This is a genomic window from Bacteroidota bacterium (assembly GCA_018831055.1).
GTDB lineage: Bacteria > Bacteroidota > Bacteroidia > Bacteroidales > B18-G4 > M55B132.
The window spans coordinates 1-20,512 of the sequence record JAHJRE010000037.1 but is presented as its reverse complement, the minus strand read 5'-3'; the positions used below and the strand labels follow the sequence as shown (position 1 = coordinate 20,512).

19 protein-coding genes and 2 tRNA genes are annotated in these 20,512 nt (G+C 42.7%); 12 read left to right on the top strand and 9 right to left on the bottom strand.

What is annotated here, in order from left to right; translation table 11 throughout:
- On the bottom strand, nucleotides 1-1,615 hold a 1,615-nt coding region (locus KKA81_02505), incomplete at its 3' end, for a hypothetical protein (GenBank protein MBU2649781.1).
- A gap of 162 nt (nucleotides 1,616-1,777) precedes the next feature.
- On the opposite strand from KKA81_02505, the gene KKA81_02500 reads away from it, so the two are divergent.
- Nucleotides 1,778-2,419 (top strand): MBL fold metallo-hydrolase, encoded by a 642-nt coding sequence (locus tag KKA81_02500; GenBank protein ID MBU2649780.1) that lies wholly within the window; start codon nucleotides 1,778-1,780, stop codon nucleotides 2,417-2,419.
- On the opposite strand, the gene KKA81_02495 is transcribed toward KKA81_02500, so the two are convergent.
- The gene (locus tag KKA81_02495; GenBank protein ID MBU2649779.1) at nucleotides 2,409-3,404 is read right to left on the bottom strand and encodes a glycosyltransferase family 9 protein; all 996 of its coding nucleotides are present in this window, start codon (nucleotides 3,402-3,404) and stop codon (nucleotides 2,409-2,411) included. The two genes, KKA81_02500 and KKA81_02495, sit on opposite strands and share 11 nt — an antisense overlap.
- A 95-nt stretch (nucleotides 3,405-3,499) precedes the next feature.
- Here KKA81_02495 and KKA81_02490 point away from each other — a divergent pair, with 95 nt between their 5' ends.
- The 7 genes from KKA81_02490 to KKA81_02460 all read left to right on the top strand — a co-directional run bounded on the left by KKA81_02490 (nucleotide 3,500) and on the right by KKA81_02460 (nucleotide 7,931).
- A complete protein-coding gene (locus tag KKA81_02490; GenBank protein MBU2649778.1) occupies nucleotides 3,500-4,276 on the top strand; it encodes a TatD family hydrolase in 777 nt (258 codons plus the stop codon).
- Nucleotides 4,277-4,279: 3 nt separating this feature from the next.
- Nucleotides 4,280-5,317: an asparaginase gene (locus tag KKA81_02485; GenBank protein ID MBU2649777.1), complete on the top strand. Its 1,038-nt coding sequence runs from the start codon at nucleotides 4,280-4,282 to the stop codon at nucleotides 5,315-5,317.
- 149 nt (nucleotides 5,318-5,466) lie between these two features.
- Nucleotides 5,467-5,554: transfer RNA gene (locus tag KKA81_02480), tRNA-Ser, on the top strand.
- 70 nt (nucleotides 5,555-5,624) lie between these two features.
- On the top strand, nucleotides 5,625-6,449 hold the full coding sequence (locus KKA81_02475) for a MotA/TolQ/ExbB proton channel family protein (protein MBU2649776.1): 825 nt from the start codon (nucleotides 5,625-5,627) through the stop codon (nucleotides 6,447-6,449).
- Between the two features lie 12 nt (nucleotides 6,450-6,461).
- Complete coding sequence (locus KKA81_02470) at nucleotides 6,462-6,878, top strand: hypothetical protein (GenBank protein MBU2649775.1); 417 nt, start codon at nucleotides 6,462-6,464, stop codon at nucleotides 6,876-6,878.
- A gap of 11 nt (nucleotides 6,879-6,889) precedes the next feature.
- On the top strand, nucleotides 6,890-7,462 hold the full coding sequence (locus KKA81_02465) for a biopolymer transporter ExbD (GenBank protein ID MBU2649774.1): 573 nt from the start codon (nucleotides 6,890-6,892) through the stop codon (nucleotides 7,460-7,462).
- Nucleotide 7,463: 1 nt separating this feature from the next.
- On the top strand, nucleotides 7,464-7,931 hold the full coding sequence (locus KKA81_02460; GenBank protein ID MBU2649773.1) for a biopolymer transporter ExbD: 468 nt from the start codon (nucleotides 7,464-7,466) through the stop codon (nucleotides 7,929-7,931).
- A 234-nt stretch (nucleotides 7,932-8,165) separates the two neighbouring features.
- Here the strand turns inward: KKA81_02460 and KKA81_02455 are convergent, their stop codons facing one another.
- On the bottom strand, nucleotides 8,166-9,098 hold the full coding sequence (locus KKA81_02455) for a CPBP family intramembrane metalloprotease (GenBank protein MBU2649772.1): 933 nt from the start codon (nucleotides 9,096-9,098) through the stop codon (nucleotides 8,166-8,168).
- 53 nt (nucleotides 9,099-9,151) lie between these two features.
- On the opposite strand from KKA81_02455, the gene dusB reads away from it, so the two are divergent.
- Entirely contained in the window at nucleotides 9,152-10,129 is a 978-nt protein-coding gene (gene dusB, locus KKA81_02450; protein ID MBU2649771.1) for a tRNA dihydrouridine synthase DusB, read from the top strand.
- On the opposite strand, the gene KKA81_02445 is transcribed toward dusB, so the two are convergent.
- Nucleotides 10,097-10,750 carry an HAD family phosphatase gene (locus tag KKA81_02445; protein MBU2649770.1) on the bottom strand — a complete coding sequence of 218 codons (654 nt, stop codon included), beginning with the start codon at nucleotides 10,748-10,750 and terminating at the stop codon, nucleotides 10,097-10,099. The genes dusB and KKA81_02445 overlap by 33 nt on opposite strands.
- A 99-nt stretch (nucleotides 10,751-10,849) precedes the next feature.
- Nucleotides 10,850-13,516: a T9SS type A sorting domain-containing protein gene (locus KKA81_02440; protein ID MBU2649769.1), complete on the bottom strand. Its 2,667-nt coding sequence runs from the start codon at nucleotides 13,514-13,516 to the stop codon at nucleotides 10,850-10,852.
- 547 nt (nucleotides 13,517-14,063) lie between these two features.
- Between KKA81_02440 and KKA81_02435 the strand changes: the two genes are divergently transcribed.
- Nucleotides 14,064-14,411, top strand: a complete 348-nt coding sequence (locus KKA81_02435; GenBank protein MBU2649768.1) for a T9SS type A sorting domain-containing protein — start codon at nucleotides 14,064-14,066, stop codon at nucleotides 14,409-14,411.
- A gap of 101 nt (nucleotides 14,412-14,512) precedes the next feature.
- On the opposite strand, the gene KKA81_02430 is transcribed toward KKA81_02435, so the two are convergent.
- Both KKA81_02430 and KKA81_02425 read right to left on the bottom strand, forming a co-directional pair.
- Nucleotides 14,513-15,832 carry an ATP-binding protein gene (locus tag KKA81_02430; GenBank protein ID MBU2649767.1) on the bottom strand — a complete coding sequence of 440 codons (1,320 nt, stop codon included), beginning with the start codon at nucleotides 15,830-15,832 and terminating at the stop codon, nucleotides 14,513-14,515.
- Nucleotides 15,833-16,194: 362 nt separating this feature from the next.
- Nucleotides 16,195-18,270, bottom strand: a complete 2,076-nt coding sequence (locus tag KKA81_02425; protein MBU2649766.1) for a T9SS type A sorting domain-containing protein — start codon at nucleotides 18,268-18,270, stop codon at nucleotides 16,195-16,197.
- Nucleotides 18,271-18,342: 72 nt separating this feature from the next.
- Here KKA81_02425 and KKA81_02420 point away from each other — a divergent pair, with 72 nt between their 5' ends.
- Complete coding sequence (locus tag KKA81_02420) at nucleotides 18,343-18,537, top strand: hypothetical protein (protein MBU2649765.1); 195 nt, start codon at nucleotides 18,343-18,345, stop codon at nucleotides 18,535-18,537.
- Nucleotides 18,538-19,207: 670 nt separating this feature from the next.
- Nucleotides 19,208-19,561, top strand: coding sequence for a four helix bundle protein (locus KKA81_02415; protein ID MBU2649764.1), 354 nt, complete (start codon nucleotides 19,208-19,210; stop codon nucleotides 19,559-19,561).
- Between the two features lie 134 nt (nucleotides 19,562-19,695).
- Here KKA81_02415 and KKA81_02410 read toward each other — a convergent pair.
- Nucleotides 19,696-19,769: transfer RNA gene (locus KKA81_02410), tRNA-Ile, on the bottom strand.
- Nucleotides 19,770-20,006: 237 nt separating this feature from the next.
- The gene (locus tag KKA81_02405) at nucleotides 20,007-20,303 is read right to left on the bottom strand and encodes a GIY-YIG nuclease family protein (protein ID MBU2649763.1); all 297 of its coding nucleotides are present in this window, start codon (nucleotides 20,301-20,303) and stop codon (nucleotides 20,007-20,009) included.
- Nucleotides 20,304-20,512: the final 209 nt, after the last annotated feature.

The window sequence follows — 20,512 nt, the reverse complement described above, 5'->3', positions numbered from 1 at the left end:
TATCAACAAAGGCAATCACACTGTCGAAACCTGCAATATACCGGTTCGCAATGCCATTGGCATCACTCAGGAAAGTAATGTGTTTATCGTCATAAGGCATGGGATCGCTTTCACTGGCAAGTGGAGTATCGGTGACCCTCCTCAGGATGGGATCTTTCTTTTTATAGTCATAAACCCAGATATCATACTGGCTGGGTAGCCCGACCGGTTCTTCATCCTTAACCCATCGGAGTGTGTCGGATGTTCGGTTTGAAGCAAAAACGATTCTTGAGCCGTTTTCGATAAAGCGGGGCTGGATATCATCAAAGGGATCATTGGTAATCTGCTCATGAGATCCGGAAGAGACATAAAAGATGTAAATATCGGATTGTCCTTTCTGAACGGCCGACATCAGCAGGTTTTTACCATCAGGGGAGTATGACATGTCCAGAACTTTCTCGAAGTTATAGAGGATGATCCGGTTCCGCTTTTTAACATCCAGGTTGTAAAAATACAGGAAGATCTCACCTCTTCTCTCCACAAGATAAGCCAGGATTTTGCCTGAAGGGTGCCAGGCAAGCAAAGGATAACTTAGATCATTTTTCTCATCCAGCCTGTATCCTCCTTTGATAAGTCTTTTTTTCTTTCCGCTGCTTTCATTATGCAGGAAAACCTTATATTGCCCTATTTCATTAGTCATATAAGCAACTTTATTGCCATCGGGAGATATCCTGGCCTGACCGTAAACACGGTCTCCCCTGAATCTTTTCATCAAAGGGTTGTCGGGCATGGTGCGGAGAGGGTCTTCCTGGTAATAGGCCCTGTAATACGACTGCCACTCTTTAGTGAGGTTTTTAAACGATAAGCCGAGAACATACAGGAAACCGTTTTCCACGCTCCGGGTCATACGGGTCATTTGTATTACGGCAGGAACAGCAGCTTCGCCATAATTATCCGAGATGAATTTCCAGAGCGAATGTCCTGCCAGGATAGCATTTCCCCCGCTCAGGTGGTTGAAGTTCCGGTATTTACCTGTGAGGATCAGGTCCTTAAGCTGGTTATCCATTTCCGTGCTCCAGTTCTCCGAAAGAAAGGAGATTACACCCTGTCTGTACCATTCCGGCATTGAATACAGAGCATTGTTCTTGATCTGGGCTCCCATGCTTCCACCGAACATCATCTCATTGAAGACCACCTCCGCGATCCCCGCACGTATCTGCCGGTCAAAATCAGTGTACGTGCCGTTAAAATACAGAAATACTTTTCTTCCCAGGATATAGGTTATACCTCCCGTATTGTAGTTCTGCTCGTTGATCAAACCGATATTGCTCTGCTTTAGATCGCTCAGCGTATTGAAAACAAGGAACTGTATCTTGTCCTCCAGGGTGGCATCCAGCTTGTCTTCCATTACACGGATCTGTTGCTGGGCATACCGGGAAGTGTATATAGCCAGTTCCTGGCCATTCCTGTAAAAATATACGTCAAAGTCTTTATAATTGTAATATGTCCACAAAAACTCCCGGTATTGAACCCTGCTTTTTCCGAAGGTGAGCTGTGAACCGTTGTAAAACTGTCCATGTGCAATGCCGGTAAGCATAATAATCAAGACGGAAAAGAATACCTTTCTTTTCCACATCCGTTGTAGTATTTGGATTTTACCAGGCAGCAAATTAAGCAGGGTTAAAGACATTGATATCGCTAAATTAAGACAAATTCCGGTGATATTACAACGAAGGCAGGGTTTAATCATTATTTAATAACTTTGCCGGCAATGAATTTTTCAGGAAAACCATGATATATGATTAAGATACATCGATTTGTGAACAATCTCTTCCAGGTGAATACTTACATTTTGTCTGATGAGACCGGAGAATGTGCCATTCTTGACCCTGGCTGTTATTCCACTTCAGAAAGGAATGCGCTTACGGGTTTCATCCGGCAGGAAGGTCTCAGGCCGGTTGTCATCCTGAATACCCATTGCCATATCGACCACATCCTGGGAAACCAGTTTGTAGCAGACGAATACGGGTTAAAACCACGCCTTCACGAGAAGGGATTGGAGTTCCTGAAACGACTGCCAGAAACGGCGCTGGGATTCGGAATGGAAGCAGAGGCTTCTCCTGATTACGGAGAGTTCATCAACGAAGGCGATGAGATAAAATTCGGTAACTCCGTGTTGAAGGTTTTATACACACCGGGGCATGCCGACGGCAGTGTCTGCTTCCTGAATGAGGGACAAGGATTTGTCATCACCGGCGATGTTCTCTTTAACCAAAGCATTGGACGCACCGACCTGCCGACGGGTGATTTTGACATCCTGCAAAAGTACATCCGGGAAAAGCTCTACACACTTCCCGACGATACGGTTGTTTATCCGGGGCATGGCCCGGAAACCACCATAGGTTTTGAGAAGGTGAATAACCCGTTTATCAGCGGATAAACCTCCGCAGGAAGTTTACAATATCTTCTTCATTGATATCCTGCATGCACCGGAAATGTTTTTTGGGGCAGCGGTCGTATCCGATTTTGCTGCAGGGTCTGCAGGACAACCCTTTCACCTCGGCAATGAGGGATCCGGGATTTTCGTTTTCAGGATAATAAGGGTACATGCCAAATGCCGGGACTGTATTTCCCCATATGCTGGCTATAGGTTTGCGGAAAGCGGCGGCAATATGCATGAGCCCGGTATCGTTGGTTAATACTGCCAGGCTTTGTTTTACCAGGAAAGCCGATCGGTTGATGGTATAAAGGCCGCATGCGTTAAAAACCAGAGAACCGGCACCTGAGCAAATCCTTTCGCCGGCAGCACGGTCTTCCTTGCCTCCAAGCAGAATAACGGGATAATCCAGCTTTTTACAGACAGAAATGACTTTATCCTCCGGGAAGATTTTTGTCCGGTGCTTACCTCCGATAACCAGGGCAATATAACCGTGCCTGCAATCCTGGGGGATCTCTTCCGGCATGACCTGTTCGGTAGCATCGATAAAATAATCAAGGCCCAGGCCGTCGTTGACGATACCCAACGGCTTTACAGCCATGAAGTAACGGTCAACAATGTGAATATCCGGAAGACGATTGACACCAAAATTCACCAATAACCATTTCTCCGTATTCAGTTTGCTAAACGATGCTGAAGGTACACGTAACCCGGTTTTTGTCTGATAAGATCGTATATTTTTATGCAGGTCGACGATAAAATCATATTTCTCCTTTCTCAGATCTTCCATTACCTCCGCGACTTTCTGATCGATAGCATAAATCTTATCGATATAGGGATTGGCGGACAAAACCGGGATATTTGACTTCTTGGTAAGGTAGTGGACAATATAATCTCCCTGGTTCTTAAGGGCTCTGACCACAGGGGTGGTAAGGACGATATCCCCGATCGAACTGAAACGGATTACAAGGATTTTCTTTCTTTGCAGCACAGGTTTTGAATTACCGGAAACAAATATAATAAAATGGTGTGGCCTGCAAAGCCAAGGTAAAGGAATACCATAATAAATCTTAATTTTGCCGCATGATTCTGGCAGATTCCCATACTCATCTATATCTTGAACAGTTCAACAGCGACCGCGACGAAATGATCCGAAGAGCCGTCGACGCCGGCGTCCTGCATATGTATTTACCCAATATCGACAGGGATTCCATTGACCCTATGCTTGACCTTGCAGGAAAATATCCAGGCCATTGTCATCCTATGATGGGACTGCATCCGACCTCGGTAAAGGCAAACTACCTCCAGGAGTTGGAAACCGTGAGCCATTGGCTGGATCAAGGTGGTTTTTGTGCGGTAGGTGAGATTGGTATTGATCTTTACTGGAGCAAAGAATTTATCACGCAGCAGGAAGAAGCATTTCGCCGGCAGATCCGTTTGGCCCATCAACATGATCTCCCGATAGTTATCCATACCCGAAACTCATTCCCGGAAGTCATGAAGGTCGTGCAGGAAGAAATGCAACCCGGTCTCAAAGGAGTGTTTCATTGTTTTTCAGGAAACCTGAAACAAGCGCTGCAAATAACCGAATGGGGATTTTACCTGGGTATCGGAGGGGTACTTACGTTCCGAAAAAGCGGACTGGAAGCAGTTGTAAAGGAGATAGCGCTGGAACATCTCATCCTGGAGACCGATGCACCCTTTCTGGCGCCGGAACCCTACCGTGGCAAACGTAATGAAAGTGCATACATACCGCTGATTGCCCATAAGATGGCGGAAATAAAGGGAACAAGCATTGAAGAGATCGCCACAGTAACTACACGAAACACGCTTACATTGTTCAAAACAATAACCAGATAAGTCATGAACGAAGATCCGAAAGCCTCGGTGCTGATCATTTATACAGGTGGAACCATCGGAATGGTAAAAGATAAGGAGAGCGGTGTTCTGCTTCCTTTCGATTTCGGGCTCATTTCTTCCCATATACCCGAGTTGCAGAATTTTGATTTCGGTATTGACTGTGTCACTTTTGACCCGGTTATTGACTCATCAAACATGGATCCGGTGATGTGGGGGAGGCTGGCGCGACTGATTGAAGAAAAGTACGAGTACTATGATGGCTTTGTTGTGCTGCATGGTTCGGATACTATGGCATACACAGCCTCAGCCCTGAGTTTTATGCTGGAGAACCTGAACAAACCCGTGATACTTACCGGATCACAGCTACCCATCGGTGTAAACCGCACCGACGGAAAAGAAAACCTTATCACCAGCCTGGAAATAGCAGCTGCAAAAGAAAACGACACACCGGTTGTACCCGAGGTATGCGTTTACTTTGAATACCAGCTTTACCGGGGTAATCGTACCATTAAATATAATGCAGAGAATTTTGAAGCATTCCAGTCGGTAAACTATCCTGTACTGGCCAATGCAGGAGTTTACATCCGATACAACTACAACTATATACGTAAGCCCAATTTCCGCAAGCTGAAAGTCTACAGTGAGATGAACACCAACATCCTGATCCTGAAGATTTTTCCTGGCATAAAGAATGAGACTGTAAAAAAGATGTTGGAAACCGAAGGATTGAAAGGGGTCATCCTGGAAACCTATGGAGCGGGGAATACGCATACGAACCCGGGATTTCTCGACCTCCTGGAAGAAGCCATTCAGAAGGGTTTAATAATTTTAAATGTGACCCAATGCAAGGGGGGGTCGGTTGAGTTGGGCAAATATCAGACCAGCGCGCGGCTCGGAAAAATAGGGATACTCAGCGGCAACGACATAACAGCCGAAGCTGCTGTAGCAAAAATGATGTTCCTCCTGGCCAAACATCCGCTCAAAGAGGATGTTATCAGGCTTTTACAGGACGACCTGCGAGGGGAAGTAACAATTTCATAATTTTGGATTGGATTTTTTTACTTAATCACTTAATAATCAATTAAGATTACCAGCTGTTTTAATATTAATTTTACATTCAAATTTTATTATTAAGTTTTTTTTTTATTACTTTAGCAGCCGAAACGAAGGGATTCCTTCTGGGCAAAACAGGAGAGGTGGCCGAGTGGTCGAAGGCGCACGCCTGGAAAGTGTGTATACCTCAAAAGGGTATCAAGGGTTCGAATCCCTTCCTCTCCGCGAAACGTGTAAAAACAATAAAAAACAAATAATTCAGTTTAGGTTTCATAAAAATTTAATTACATTGACTATGAAAAAATTAGTTGCCCTCTTGACCTTAGCCCTCGTACTGGCATTTGGAGTGTCACAAAATGTCTTTGCCCAGGATGCAGGTGCTCCGCAGGAAACTGAAATGACAGCTGATACTGTGTCTGCAGATACTGCAGCCGTTATGGAAGAAGCTTCCTCTGAAATGACAACCCTGACGGAAGAAGCAGTAGCTCCTAAAGGATTCCACCAGGTATTGAAAGAGCAGTTCATTGACGGGGGTCCCGGATTTATGGGTATCATCCTTTTAACGCTGATCTTCGGCCTTGCCATTTGTATTGAAAGGATCATTTATCTTAACCTGGCTACTACCAACACTACCAAACTTCTCAACAAAGTTGAGGCAGCAATGGAAACCAGCGGCATCGAAGCTGCAAAAGATGTTTGCAAGACTACCCGCGGCCCGGTTGCCAGCATTTTCTACCAGGGTTTGAACCGGTATAATGAAGGACTTGAAATTGTTGAAAAATCTATCGTTTCTTACGGAAGCGTGTTGATGGGAAGGCTGGAGAGCGGACTTTCCTGGATCACCCTTTTCATCGCCATTGCTCCTATGCTTGGATTTATGGGTACGGTTATCGGTATGATCGACGCTTTCGCCAATATCGAAGCCATGGGTGACATCTCCCCCACCATCGTTGCCAGCGGTATCAAGGTCGCTCTTTTGACCACCGTATTCGGTCTGATCGTTGCCATCATTCTGCAGATCTTCTATAACTACATCGTATCCAAGGTCGACAGCCTTGTTAACACTATGGAAGACAGCACGATTACTTTTATTGACATTCTGGCAAAGTATAAAAAATAAAAAATCCAAGCCATGACTGATAAATCAGGAAAAATTTTAAAATGGGTACTCAGCCTCATCCTTGCGGTTTCTGCCGTTATGGGGCTGTTGTTTTACATGGATGTAATTGCTGATGACCTGCTGATTTACTGGGGATATATCCTGGTTATTATCACTGCTGTCATCACCATCATCTTCCCGCTTGTTTATCTGCTGCTTAACTTGAAATCATCGGTTAAATTCCTGTTGATTCTGGCATTGCTCGTGGTTCTGGGTATCGTTTCCTATGCATTTTCAGGAAATGAATTCACGGCCCTTCAACTCGAGAAAATGGAGGTCACAGCAGATACATCACGGTGGGTAGGCGCCGGCCTTATTTTTACGTATATTCTGGCCGGACTGACAGTCATCTCGATTGTATACGCATCTATTTCAAGAATATTTAAATAAGGAAAAATCCTATGGCATTAAGAAGTGTACCGGAAGTCAATGCAGGATCCATGGCTGATATAGCCTTCCTGTTGTTGATATTCTTCCTAGTTACAACGACCATGGACGTGGATACGGGTATTTCGAGGAAGCTGCCACCACCGGTTGAAGACGACACTGATGTTGACATTAAGGAAAGGAACGTTTTCAAAGTGCTGGTAAACAGCTCCGACCGTCTTCTTGTTGAAGACAGGCCGGGAGATATCCGGACCCTGAAAGACCAGGCTAAGGAATTCTTTATGAATCCTTATAACAGCGAAGAGCTTCCTGAGAAAAAACTGGAAGTCATCGAGCATCTGGGTGAAGTATGGGTCTCCAAGGGTGTAATATCCCTGAAAAACGACCGTGGTACATCCTATGCAATGTATATCAAAGTCCAGGATGAACTGACAAAGGCCTTCGACGAACTCAGAAATGAGATGTCGCTACAATATTTTGGGGTCAAATTTGAAAACCTGGTTGATGAAACGAAGAGGGAAGCCATCCAGAGTGCAATCCCGATGGCCATCTCCGAAGCTGAACCGGAAAACGTAGGAGGAAACTGATATGTCAAGATTCAAAAAGAAAAAAGGTTCAAAGCAACAGGCCATCAACACAGCCTCTTTGCCTGACATTATCTTTATGTTGCTTTTCTTCTTTATGGTAACCACCGTAATGCGGGAAGTAACCCTCATCGTTCAGATCAAAGCCCCGGAAGCCGCCGCAGTGGAAAAACTGGAAAAAAAATCGCTCGTTAGCTATATATACGTGGGTATACCTCAGAAATCAAAGATTTATGGTACCGAATCACGTATCCAGCTTAATGATGCTTTTGCCACTGTCGACGATATCCAGGACTTTATTATCCGGGAAAGAGAATCCCGTGACGAAGCCGATAAAAAATTCCTGACTACCTCAATAAAAGCCGATGAAAACACCCGAATGGGAATTATCACGGATATAAAACAGGAACTTAGGAAGATAGGAGCGTTTAAAATAAATTATTCGTCGCGGAAAATCTACGCCGACAACTAAAAAATTTCATAGTTCATTTTAAGGAGCACTGCCGTTGCAGTTGCTCCTTTTTTATTTTATGAGAGCATCGGAAAAAATAATAAAAAGCTGCAGGTTACAGGTTTCAGGTTACAACTATCACTCATAACTCATAACTCATAACTCATAACTCATAACTCATAACCCACCCTCAAACTACCTGCTACCTGCAGCCTGTAACCTGCAACCTGATGATAGTCATTCCCGATGCTCACGTTATTTTATCCGTTGCCGTTCTTCGTTGGCATAAATGAAAAAAGTCAACGAAAGCATCAGCAGGAAACTGAAAAAAATGATGAAAATATTTGACGAAGACCCAATTTCCTCCATCTCCACCTCTTTACCGGAACGGTTCATAAAAAATACAATAAGCACCGCCATCGCATTGTTGACGAAATGCATAATAATCGGAACCCACAATGATCCCGTCCAAACCAACATGTATCCGAGCAAAACCCCCAGCACAAACCTAGGCAGAAACCCATAAAACTGCAGATGCAGGGCGGAAAACAGGAAAGCAGTAATAAGAACCGATGCATGAATGTTCTTCGTCCAGTCATTCATTCCCCTCAAAAGCACCCCTCGGAAGAGCATTTCCTCTCCGAAAGCAGGCAGTAATGCAATCATCAGCAGGTTCACTGTCAGTCCTCCCCAGGTATGTACATCAACAAAAGCCTCTGTAAGCTCTCTCGCCCTGCTTTCATATTCCTGGAACCACCTTTCGACCGAACCCATGAACTCCGGCAACCTTATTGCTTCATTCAACTCAGAGAGCCAATGCAGGAAAGGCAATGAAAACAGGATCATAATACTTCCTGCCAGAATCGTCATGGAATGAGGTCTCCTGTCCATCCGGAGATACCCCTTAATGCTGCGGCTTACCATCAAAGCAAACAGAATAGGAGGAATGATGAATAGCCCTATCTGGTTAACAATCTGCAGGTACTTCAGCATACCGATCTGATCGGGCTGGTTAAGCAAAGAAAAACCTTTCAGCGATTCAATGAGTTCCGAACCGAAAAAAGGCAGTCCAATCAATATGCCTATAAATGCTGTCACCAGCATGGAAACGATGAGAAGGGCCAGTAAAACCACCAGCCGAAGGAAAGGATGGGTGCGATATAAAACGGGTTCGCTTTGATACATCATGAAAGTATTGATAAGCCGGTCAAAAATAATAATTTTGTGCTTCGACTGTGGAAATTATGAAAATAGGTAATATAACGTTCGGACCCTATCCTGTCTTCCTGGCACCTTTGGAAGATGTGACCGATTTGCCTTTCAGGAAGATTTGCAAGGAAATGGGAGCCGACATGATGTACAGCGAATTTATTTCTTCAGAAGGATTGATACGGGATGCTGAAAAAAGCCTGATAAAGCTTGATTTTACGGAGGAAGAACGACCGATTGGCATTCAGATTTTTGGTCACGACACCGCTTCCATGGTGAAGGCAACGCAAATGGCAGCTGAAGCCCGGCCCGATATCATCGACATAAACTGGGGTTGCCCGGTGAAAAAAGTCATCAACAAAGGAGCAGGTGCCGGAATGCTGCGGGATGTCGACAAAATGGTGGAAATAACCCGTGCTGTAGTTAATGCAACCAACATTCCGGTGACAGCCAAAACCCGGCTGGGTTGGGATGATACCAGCAAAAACATCCTGGAAGTAGCTGAAAGATTGCAGGATACAGGTATCAAAGCCTTAACCATACATGGGAGGACAAGGGCTCAGCTTTATAAAGGCAAGGCCGACTGGACCCTGATCGGTGAAGTGAAAAACAACCCGAGAATGCATATTCCTGTTATTGGCAACGGCGACATTACCACAGCCGGGATCGCGAAAGAAATGTTCGATAAATATGGTGTGGACGGCATCATGATCGGCCGCGCAGCTATTGGTTATCCCTGGATATTTCGTGAAGTGAAAGGCTATCTGAGTAACGGACAGATCATTTCTCCGCCGGATATCCCGGAGCGTACTCAAACCTGCAGAAGACATTTCCTGGAAGCCTTAACTTATAAAGGTGAAAAAAAAGGAATTTTTGAAATGCGAAAGTTTTACGGCAGTTATTTCAGAGGCTTACCCCATTTCAAAGATTTCAGGATCAAACTGATAACATCCGGGAATGTACAGGAAATCCTGGATTTACTGGATCAAATTCAAGGTTTTTACCGTTAGCTTACCATCGTTAAAAAGCGAAACCATCTCCTCCCCTTCTTTCAGGAAATAACCCCGCATACCCAATGCAGTTGCCGCGTGAATATTGATTTCCATATCATCGATAAACAGCGTTTCCTCAGGAAGCAACCCGGCATCGCTGAGTACCATCCGGTAAATTTCAGGATCCGGTTTGCGCACCTTCATTTCGTGCGAAAAATATGCCTTCTCAAAAAGGGAAGCAAGCCCCTGGTAACCGAAAGTATTCGCAAAATATGCATCGTAAAAATCAAAATGAATCTGGTTGGTATTGGATAGCAGGAAAGTGCGATAATTATGCCTGATCGTTTCCAGCATGCGCACCCTTTCGGCCGGGATATCCAGGATGATGGCGTTCCAGGCATCATCAATCTCCTCGTTGGAAACACCGGTCTTCACTTTAGCCCGGATCTCATTGCGAAACTCGTCCGGACTTATCTCTCCGGTTTCAAACCGAAAATAAACTCCGTTTTCAAACAAATGTTCATGGATTTCATCCGTGTTACCAACACCCATCTCCATGAATTTCCTCTTCACCCCCAACATATCAATGTTTATTATCACAGTCCCGAAGTCGAAAATGATGTTTTTAATGTCTGGCATAGAAGGTTATAATCAGATTTAACATAAATTTTAAGCAAAGATAATCAATAACCCATCCTGCATGGTTGGATTGCATCCGGAAGATCGCCATCGTCCTGCTTACTTAATAACAATTATTTTTTCGTTAAAGCTACCCCTGGATGTAATAATTTTTACCAGATAAGTTCCTGAAATTAAACCGGAAGTATTAATGTTTACCTTTTTATCCCTGCAATCCCGATTCAGAACCAATGAATTATTGATAGAATAAATCTTAACCTGACGTATTTCGCTCCCGGCTTCTATGGTTAATATGTCGGATACAGGATTCGGATACACACGTACATGCCCATTACCTCCTGATAAAGGAATTTCCTGCATTTCAACCATTTGAGTGTCAAATATCATAACCTTGTCGGGACCCGGGATGGGAATAACTACCAGGTTCAGATCTTCACGATAAACAAATCGTTGGGATGATCCCGGCAATGCATATTCAACCATATCATAAAAGAACTTTCTGGCTGTTCTGATCATCGGTACACCATCCTTATCAAATGCCACCTGCAGGAGGATTTCATTACCGATTGACTGGGTGCCGGCAATCACTCCGGTAACAGGATCAACAGTATATAACAAACTATTACTCCCGATGTAGAAAAGGCCATCGGAAGGATTGTAAGCAGCAGAATAGCTACCAGTGCTCAATGAAACCGTATTCTCTATAAAGGAGTTTTCCCCGTCCAGATATACGATCTGGATAAGACTCTTGTTATAAATCAGGACCGCCCTTTGGCTGTCGGTTGTAAAGGCAATATCGAAGGTACTTTCGTAGGATACAGGCAGTTTAACCAATACCTCCAGGTTTTCGGTGTCGATGATCTGCACAACCGGGCCCAGGTTTTGATCTATCCCGGTAATCAGGATGAATTTCCCATCCGGAGACATCCCGGCCGTTGAAAACAACCAGATCTCCGTTCCGATGAAGGAATATTGGGTTTTGTGAAAAATGACCCCGGTTGTTTTAACAATTTGGGAATTTGTTCCGTCGACCAATATTTTATAAAGCTGATCATATCCTGTGAGGGCGTAAATATAATCTCCTGCAGGCGAAACCATGTTGCACCAGGAATGGCTAACCGGAAGGCTTTTCAGGATGGAATAAGCGTTCATGTCGAATAAGTGAGCCTGTGAAGATTCGAAACCCGAGAGCCAAATACCGGAAGTATTGGGAATGGCATCACAAAACATGATATCCTCAATATCTATCAAAGTATCTGTTTCATGAGTTTCTTTATTCAGGATGCTCATATTTCCTGATAAAATATTGGTAGCCATGATTTTTTCACCATCCTGGCTGAGTGTGGCACTGTAAGGGACATCTGCTTCAGGCATCACTCCAGCAACAATCGAAGTATCCTTGGTAATGTTTCCGGGATCTGAGAAGTCATAAAAGCTAAACCATTCATTTTTGCTAATAGAGTTGGAATAGGGTGTAAAAATCCCGTTGGCAACAAATGCCCTGTTTTCTGCTTTGGAAGCTACTCCGTAAGGTGCCCAGGAGACACCGGTTGAAGAAAGATATTCTTCCGTTTCAAAGTCGAAGACGGTAATGGAAAGCTCCTGCATGCAAAGAGCATAGCCTCTGTCGGATGTCTGGAGAATATGCTCATTAAATAAAATACTGATTGGCAGAGCACTAAAGCTCATCTCTCCGAAATCAAAGAGGTAATTGATTTCTTCCCATTCAAAAGCTGCCAGCACTTTATTTCCATCCGGTGAGATGGCTAAATCGGTTTCTCCCCAGTAATCAATCCCATTCTGTATGATAGAATCGATGGGCAGGAGAGACCGGGCATCAATCCGGTACATTTTAAGTTGATCACTGCTGGTTGTGGCAAGATAATAAATTGTGTCGCCTGTAAGTGAGCAATTATGTCCACAGGCATGGCCAAAGAAATATTTTTGTTCTGGTTCTCCGGTCAGGGCATCCAGGATCAGCGGGTACCCATCATCAGCATCGGTAAGAATTTGACTGCCATTGGGGTTCAACATAAAGCGGTAATAGGAATAAAAGACCCTGCCGGCATTCCCAAACCAGCTATAGTGATGGATAAAAGGCTCCCAGGATTCCCAGATGAGTTCATTTGTGCTCAGGTCATAGGCCGCAACAGATCCATTCATAAAGGAAGGAAAGCCAACATAGACAATGGTTTCATCGGGGTTGACCTCTACCTGGCTTGGATTTCGCAGGAGTGTGATAATGTTCTGAACGGAATAATCCATCAGATCGATAGCATAGGCTTCCTGGGAGTATAAACAGGCAACATAGGCAGTCCGGTCATTTAATGTAAGGTCAATAGGTCCCTCACCAACCTCTGTAATCTCAATTAAGCGGTAATCGGAAGCATCGTAGAAAAAAACATTATTGCTGTGTTTACCGATGACAACTATCTTTTCTCCATCAAGCGTAAACGCTGCATCGGATATCAGATCGCCTTCCGGAAGCACCCCGGGTTCGAAACCGGTGAGCGGATTCAGGTCAGCACTGTTCGTGAAGGGAAAATAAGCTGGGTTATATATCAATGAATATTGGATTCCATCATCGTGATCAAAATTCCATTCCATTTCCATGGCGGGGTCAATCCTGAATTTACTGACAGAATCGTCAATTATGAAGCAGGCTGCAGCAGGCCGGCCTGAGCGGTCGAAAAGGAGTTTATGGGTTTGTGCATGGGAAAGGCAGGCACCAGAGATAAACGCCAGAATAAAAACATACTTCATCATTGGATTTGGGGTATTGGTAGTGATGCAATAGATTGCGTAAAGTTAAAAAAAACGTTAGGGAAGTATGAACACACCCAAATTATTTATTTGGAAAGGAGAATAAATAGTGGCAGGTTGCAGGATACAGGATGCAGGCGACAGGCTTCAAGTTGCAGGTCCCAGTGTAATGCAGGAGGGATGGAAGTGTATGCAAACAATGCGGTTATCTACTTTAAAAACACTTTTCTTCATTAATAGGAATGGCAAATGCCAGGTTAACCAGTCCTTCATTCGGATTGGGGTAAACTGAATTCTCAGTTTTGTGTTGTCAAGTAATAAAATCAAGATAGTCCTGATTATGAATTACGGTAAATATTGCATTTGGGTATAATGCTGACCATATTTATATCAATTTAGTCAGTAAAGGCACCAAATTTCTAATAGAAATCAAATTTTGCATTAAGAATCTCATAATGGTTCAGATTGTTGAACGCAAGCAATGCATTAGTTTGCTCCACTCCTAATGCATAAATTCCTCAAAAAATAATTTAGCTGCTCAGTAAAAAAAATGGTTTACATAGGAACTTCCAATTCTTATGGTTGCCAAAGCACTGAAGAAGTTCTTGAATCCTGTGAAGCAAATTCAGTAGCCATCGTTGAAAATCACTTGATAAGGGAGTGCATGGTTTCACCGAACCCTTTTAAAGGATTTACAACTTTCTCCTATATTCTTGAAAAGCCTTCCAAAATCATCATTACGATTTTTAATCCCCAGGGTCAAATTATTGATAAAATACAGCAGGGACAAGCAAAAGGCAAACAAAAAGTGCGATGGAACGCCACAGGCCTTCCGGCCGGGATGTATTTTTACAGGTTTCAAGCTGGAAATAGGGATTATATGTGGGAGATTGAATGAAAAAATATTTCTGGTCTATAAAACAATCTATGCAAATTAATAACCCCTGCAGGATTGCAAACCAAAAAACTGGTTAAATTGGAATAGTATACAGTAAAGGTTTACTTCTTAATCATATCGCCAAGCAGCCATTTCCAGGCTGGTAAAAATTGAATCTCTTTTTCGACACCATACCAGCTATGTGTTTCAAAAGCTTCTTCATCGTGTGTAATCACCAGGAGTTTGCCACTTCCTAATTTTTGCCAGGCATTCAGCAGTCCCCTGACCTCACGTTTGCGTGTTTTCATATTCTTTGCATCCCAGCAAACCTGAATAAGAGTCTCTATGGATTTTCCTCTTTTAACTACAAAATCAACTTCTTCCTGATTTGCTCCTTTCCAATAAAATACATCTGAATCACCTTTGATTTTATTCCTCATTAGGTGAGCAGCTATCAGGTTTTCGAGTAACCTCCCCCAGTCGTTGCTGTTACAATTTGCTTTTGCATGGTAAAACCCATTGTCGAAACAATATACTTTTTTATTAGATTTTAAAAGTCTACCGGTTTTATAAGAGAAACCTGAAATGGTAAAAAATACAAAGCATTCTTCCAGGTAGCCAAGGTATCGTTTAATGGTGTGTACACTCGATATATCCACTTGGTTTGATACTGATGTCATGGAAAATTCAGAAGTAATATTTGAGATTAACCACACTGCAAGATTTTCAAGCATTTCAGGTTGCCGGATTTTATATCGCTTAACGATATCTTTAAACAATATCGAATCGAACAACACTTTCAGGTATTCATTGTAGTTAATCGATTTCATCAATGGTTCAGGATAACCACCATAAATCAGGAAATCATTAAATTTTTCCTTATACTCTGCATCGGTAAGTTCCTTTCCCAAAGATGCAATATATTCTGCAAATGAAAAAGTATGGATGTGGATGGACAAATGACGCCCTGTAAGGTGCGTGGAGAGTTCACTGCTCAACAAATTGGAATTGCTGCCGGTGATGATCAGCTTGTAATTTTGCCGCTGAAGCCGGTTTACAATTAATTCCCAGTCGGGCAGGTTTTGAATTTCATCCAGTAGAAGTATTTCAGGTTGATTGTAAACAGAGCGCAAAGCCTCAAGAATTTCATCAAAATTTTCAACCTTTATAAGCCGTTCATCGTCAAAATTTACGAAACCAAATGATTGCCCTTTAACAAGCTGATGCATGCCAAAAAAAGACTTTCCGGCTCTTCTTGGCCCAATTATTACGTTAATCAGGTGTGTAATGTTTACGGGAGATAGAGAAATCCGGGTAACATATTTTTCCTTTAGCTTTTGCTCAAGTTCCTTTCTTTGATTTAAAATGATGTCTCTGGTCATTTGTGCAACAATTGTTTTATAGTACACAAAAGTAAGGATATTTGTGCAATATGATTCCATTTATTACTTTTTTTTCGTAAAAACTGATCAAACTATTGTTGTTCATTTTTCTACTTCTCTCATAGTGTCTTTTACTGAATGGAATTTTTCATTTGATCTGCAGGAGTTTTTGTACCCGGTTCCTTTGGTAAATGAAAGGTTTATAATCAATACAATTGGATTTGAAATCAAATGGAGCAAATAAAGTACCTCCATGATTAAAGAGGGTATCGCAAATACTGAAGGATTCCAACGCTTTGTTACATCAGCTTGCCGTGAAACATAAAGTCAGTCATCCGGGAAAAGCGCATTTTTTTAATTGATGGCAATGACCAGGAAACCAGGAAACCAAAAACAATCAACAAGAATCAAGAAACACAGGCCTAATTTAGTATCAGCTTCCTGGTAATAATATTGAAATAATTTCCGGTCGTTCTGTAGTAAACCATACGCGCGAAATAGTTTCCCGTCTGCAATCCTGCAGGCACTTTCCATTCGACCTGGTGTTTACCCATCATTGACAGCGAGTGAACAGGTTGTGCAACAAGTTGACCTGAAGCATTGTAAACACAGATTTCCATCTCGATTTCCTCAGGAGTATCGATCATAAAGTAAATCAGTTCCTTTCCCGGGTTGGGAAAGATTTCAAAAGTCAGGTTATGGTTGTTATCAACATCTTCGAAACCCGATCCGGAAGGGCGCAGCAGCATGGCCCTGCTCATGATAAGCTCCGTAGCCGAAGGGCCTACCAGCGTTGTAGTATCGATATAGGCTCTGAACCCCATGAAAGCTGTACGTCCTATATCCAAACCAAGCATATTGTGGAAGGTATCTGCAGGCACGACAAAAACATGGGGATCTCCATTTATGGCATGCCGGACAAACTTATAAGTGAAAAAATAATCCGCCGTGAGCGTATCCTGGAAATACTCCCTGGCAGTTTTTTCCAATTGCATATTCTTAATGCCCCCGTAACCGGCAAATAATGTATCATGGTAGCAGCTTACATTGGTATAGACGGCCTTTCCTGTTTTGGTATGGTTCACCCCATAAACAATAATGATATCATCCTCATGGAAATTGAAAGCATCGGTACGGATGTAGAGAGCATCCCTTGTTTCACCGAGTACATCAATCCTTTTTTGCAAGGCTTCATAACCTTCAACCAGCCATACACTGGGGCCAAGCAGAGTGATATCATAATTGGGAGCATATTTCTGATAAATGGACTGCTCCATATCATAGAAATCATCCAGGAGATAGAATTCATTGGTACCGGAAAGCCGGCTCTTTAAAGGAGGAAATGCAAAAAACTGAGGCGTGGCAGGAGAAGAAGGGGTTATCCTGAGGACCTCCAGGCTGGGATGGTGGATATAATTCTGGCCGGCTACCTCATCTTTGAAAATGGAAGCCCGGTGAAGGAAGTTACCCCAGTCGGCAAAAATGTTAAAGCCGAAATTAAAGAGTTCGTAGGGAATAATATCAAAATGAATGTCCTCCCCGGGTATCCCGGTGTTATTCAGGATGATTTCCCTTGCATGGTATGCAATGATACTGTCGGCGGCCGAAATAATGGCGAACGGACGTTCAAATCTTTCACTGAGAGGAACACTCGTGTTCATATTATAAAGATTCCGTGTATCGCCCAAACTGGCATAGATTTTCAGACGAATGGGTTCAGGAAGGGCAAAAAACCGGTTCACCATATAACTCCTGTAGCTGTAGTATTTACATTCAGGAGGGGTATATCCCATAGTAATTATAGCCTCGTCATTACGCATATTATACAATGCAGTGATGGTGAAAGCAGTATCACAAACCGGGGAAGGAGGCATATTGATTAGGAAATACGGAAAATTTGCATTGTTACCATTGCAATTAGGGACATACCCGGCATTGCACAAAGTAATGGCATTGGTATAGCTGATGGCTGCCTGCCGGACCAGGAACCCTTCATCCTGGAAAACCCTGGCAACATTGGAGGCTCCGGTAAAAATTGAACCTATGGTATCGGGAGGTGAAGTATAAACCTCCAGCAGGTTATCCGAGGAATTATAGAACAACGTATCACCAATGGCTCTTGACAGGAATCCCAGAGGTGCAGCGTACAGGCTTCTGCCTTCGTAGCTTATTTTTTCAACCGGAGGGATCATAAATACAGGCTTTGAGTTGTAAAAACCCGTATCATAATACGCACGGGCGTAAGAGATGATTTTTCCGTATTGGGTGGCAAAGCCAAAGACATTAAACAGGTCGGGAAACGGATAGTATTCACCTCCTGCAGATTCCATAAAGTGCCTGGCATCAACCAGGAAAAGGTTATTGGAAAGTTTACATATCAATGAGTCGGGTTGAAGCTGACCGTTGATCTTATAAGGGCATTTGAAAGGGTCGTTTTGCTGGGCAATGCCAACCATACCAAGTAAAAATGCGAGACTAAGGATGAACGTTCTTTTCATGGTGGTATAAATTGCTTTATAGCAAATATATGACACAAATGAGGAAAATGTTCTCTGTTCTTAAAAATCTGCATGGTCATAAAAGCAATAGAGATTAAATCAGCAAAATCCTTTTCGAACAGTTTTATTGACGGATTAAAAAGCTTCGCAAGGTTTTCTGAAATGGAGACAAGAAATGGTAATGTGATTTATGGAGGAGAAGATAATTTTACTTTTAATGATTTCAATATAGTATCCTGGAGGAATCTCGAAAGAGTATGCAGATAAAAATCTCACAACCAAAAAATTGTAAATTGCAGCGATTGCAAGACATATAAGATCGCCCGAAATCGGCCATCCTTCGAATAACTTGTCCTGAGTCCTTCGCCATGCTCAGGATAAACTCCGTTGAAGGATCGTGCAATCTCCTCCATCGGGCAATAAAAAATGCGTTGAATATAAAATGCACAAAGCCCTGGATGAAAGCCATCAGTTGGTGTCGATCTTTTACCGAACTGTTCAGACAGCAAAGCAAAATCAATAGAATTGAACGATGTAGAAGATTGCGCGACGTAGAAGATTGCACGATGTAGAAAATTGCACGACGTAGAAGATTGCGCGACGTAGAAGATTGCGCGACGTAGAAGATTGCACGACGTAGAAGATTGCACGATGTAGAAGATTGCACGATGTAGAAGATTGCACGATGTAGAAGATTGATCGAAGTACTTCGAATATCTTGTAATCGTTCAATCTCCTACATCGCGCAATAAAAAAAGTTGCTACATCGAGTAGCAACTTTTTTTGTAGGCCCACCAGGTCAGGTAATCTGCGCGGGTCGCCTATTGCATTGCCCATTCAGCATTGCCGATGGCACATTTTTTATGTGATTTATCATTTTCAGGTGCGACATTTTTAGAATTTGGGTACTAATAAATAGAACCTAAACTTAAATGTTATGCGAAAGGAACTTGAAGAAAGATTAATAGACTTTTCTATCTTAATCTTTGAGATCAGTAAATCAGTTGACAAAGAATACTTTGGAAATTATTTGATCAATCAACTGCTTAGATCAACTGCGAGTGCTGCCCTGAACTATGGAGAAGCTCAGAGTGCAGAAACAAAAAAGGACTTCATCCATAAGATCGGTGTAGTCTTGAAAGAACTTCGGGAGTCAGATGTTAATCTGAAAATCCTGAAAAAAGCAAAGATCATTGAAGAAGGGGATAAGATGCACAAAGCCCTGGATGAAAGCCATCAATTAGTATCTATCTTTTACAGAACTGTTCAAACGGCAAGGAAAAAGCAGTAGAATTGCGCGACGTATGAGATTGCGCGATGTATGAGATTGCCCGAAATCGGCAATCCTTCGAATATCGAGCAATCGTTCGATCTTATATATCGTGCAATAAAAAAAGTTCAGCCATCGAGGCTGAACTTTTTTTGTGGGCCCACCAGGACTTGAACCTGGGACCTACTGATTATGAGTCAGTTGCTCTAACCAACTGAGCTATAGGCCCTATATCATTTACTCACACCACCTGATTATGAGTCCCCCGATAGCTATCGGGGCTAACCAACTGAGCTATAGGCCCGAGATGGGTGTGAGTGTCAGTGTGAGTTTTGCAAATCGAAGCCAACTTGTTTACGTAGATTTGTGTGAGTGTGCATTTTAAATTTGCGAATGCAAAAGTACGAAAAATCAACCGAACATTTCAAAATTTATCTCAAAATGTGTGGAGTTGATGATCAATACGCTATTTGTACTTTTGCTTCAGTCTATCTATAATTTCAGGATATTTCTTTAGGTTCTTAATGTATGTCTTGCTTTTCATCCTTTTGATGTGATGCTCTATCTGGGAAGCCTGAGTTGCGGTTTGGCAGGAAATTTCCAAAAATAATACCCAATCATTGGCATTGGCTGTGAACTTTTGATTCCCATAATACTGAGTAAGATGCCTCTCTAGCCTTTCTTCTGCATCCAATCGCGTGGAACCAACATAAAACCGATTTAGCGATTCACTAAATATTATATAACAACAAAACTTAATCATTAATTTAATAAGGCCGGGGAAAGTATGTGGTTGAAATTTGAAGTTTATTATATTTCTTTGTTCTCTTTCCTGATTATGAGTCCCCCGATAGCTATCGGGGCTAACCAACTGAGCTATAGGCCCGAAATGAGTGTGAGTGTGAGTGTGAGTGTGGGTGTGGGTGTGGGTTTTAAATTTGCGAATGCAAAGTTAAAAAAAATCGTTTTATG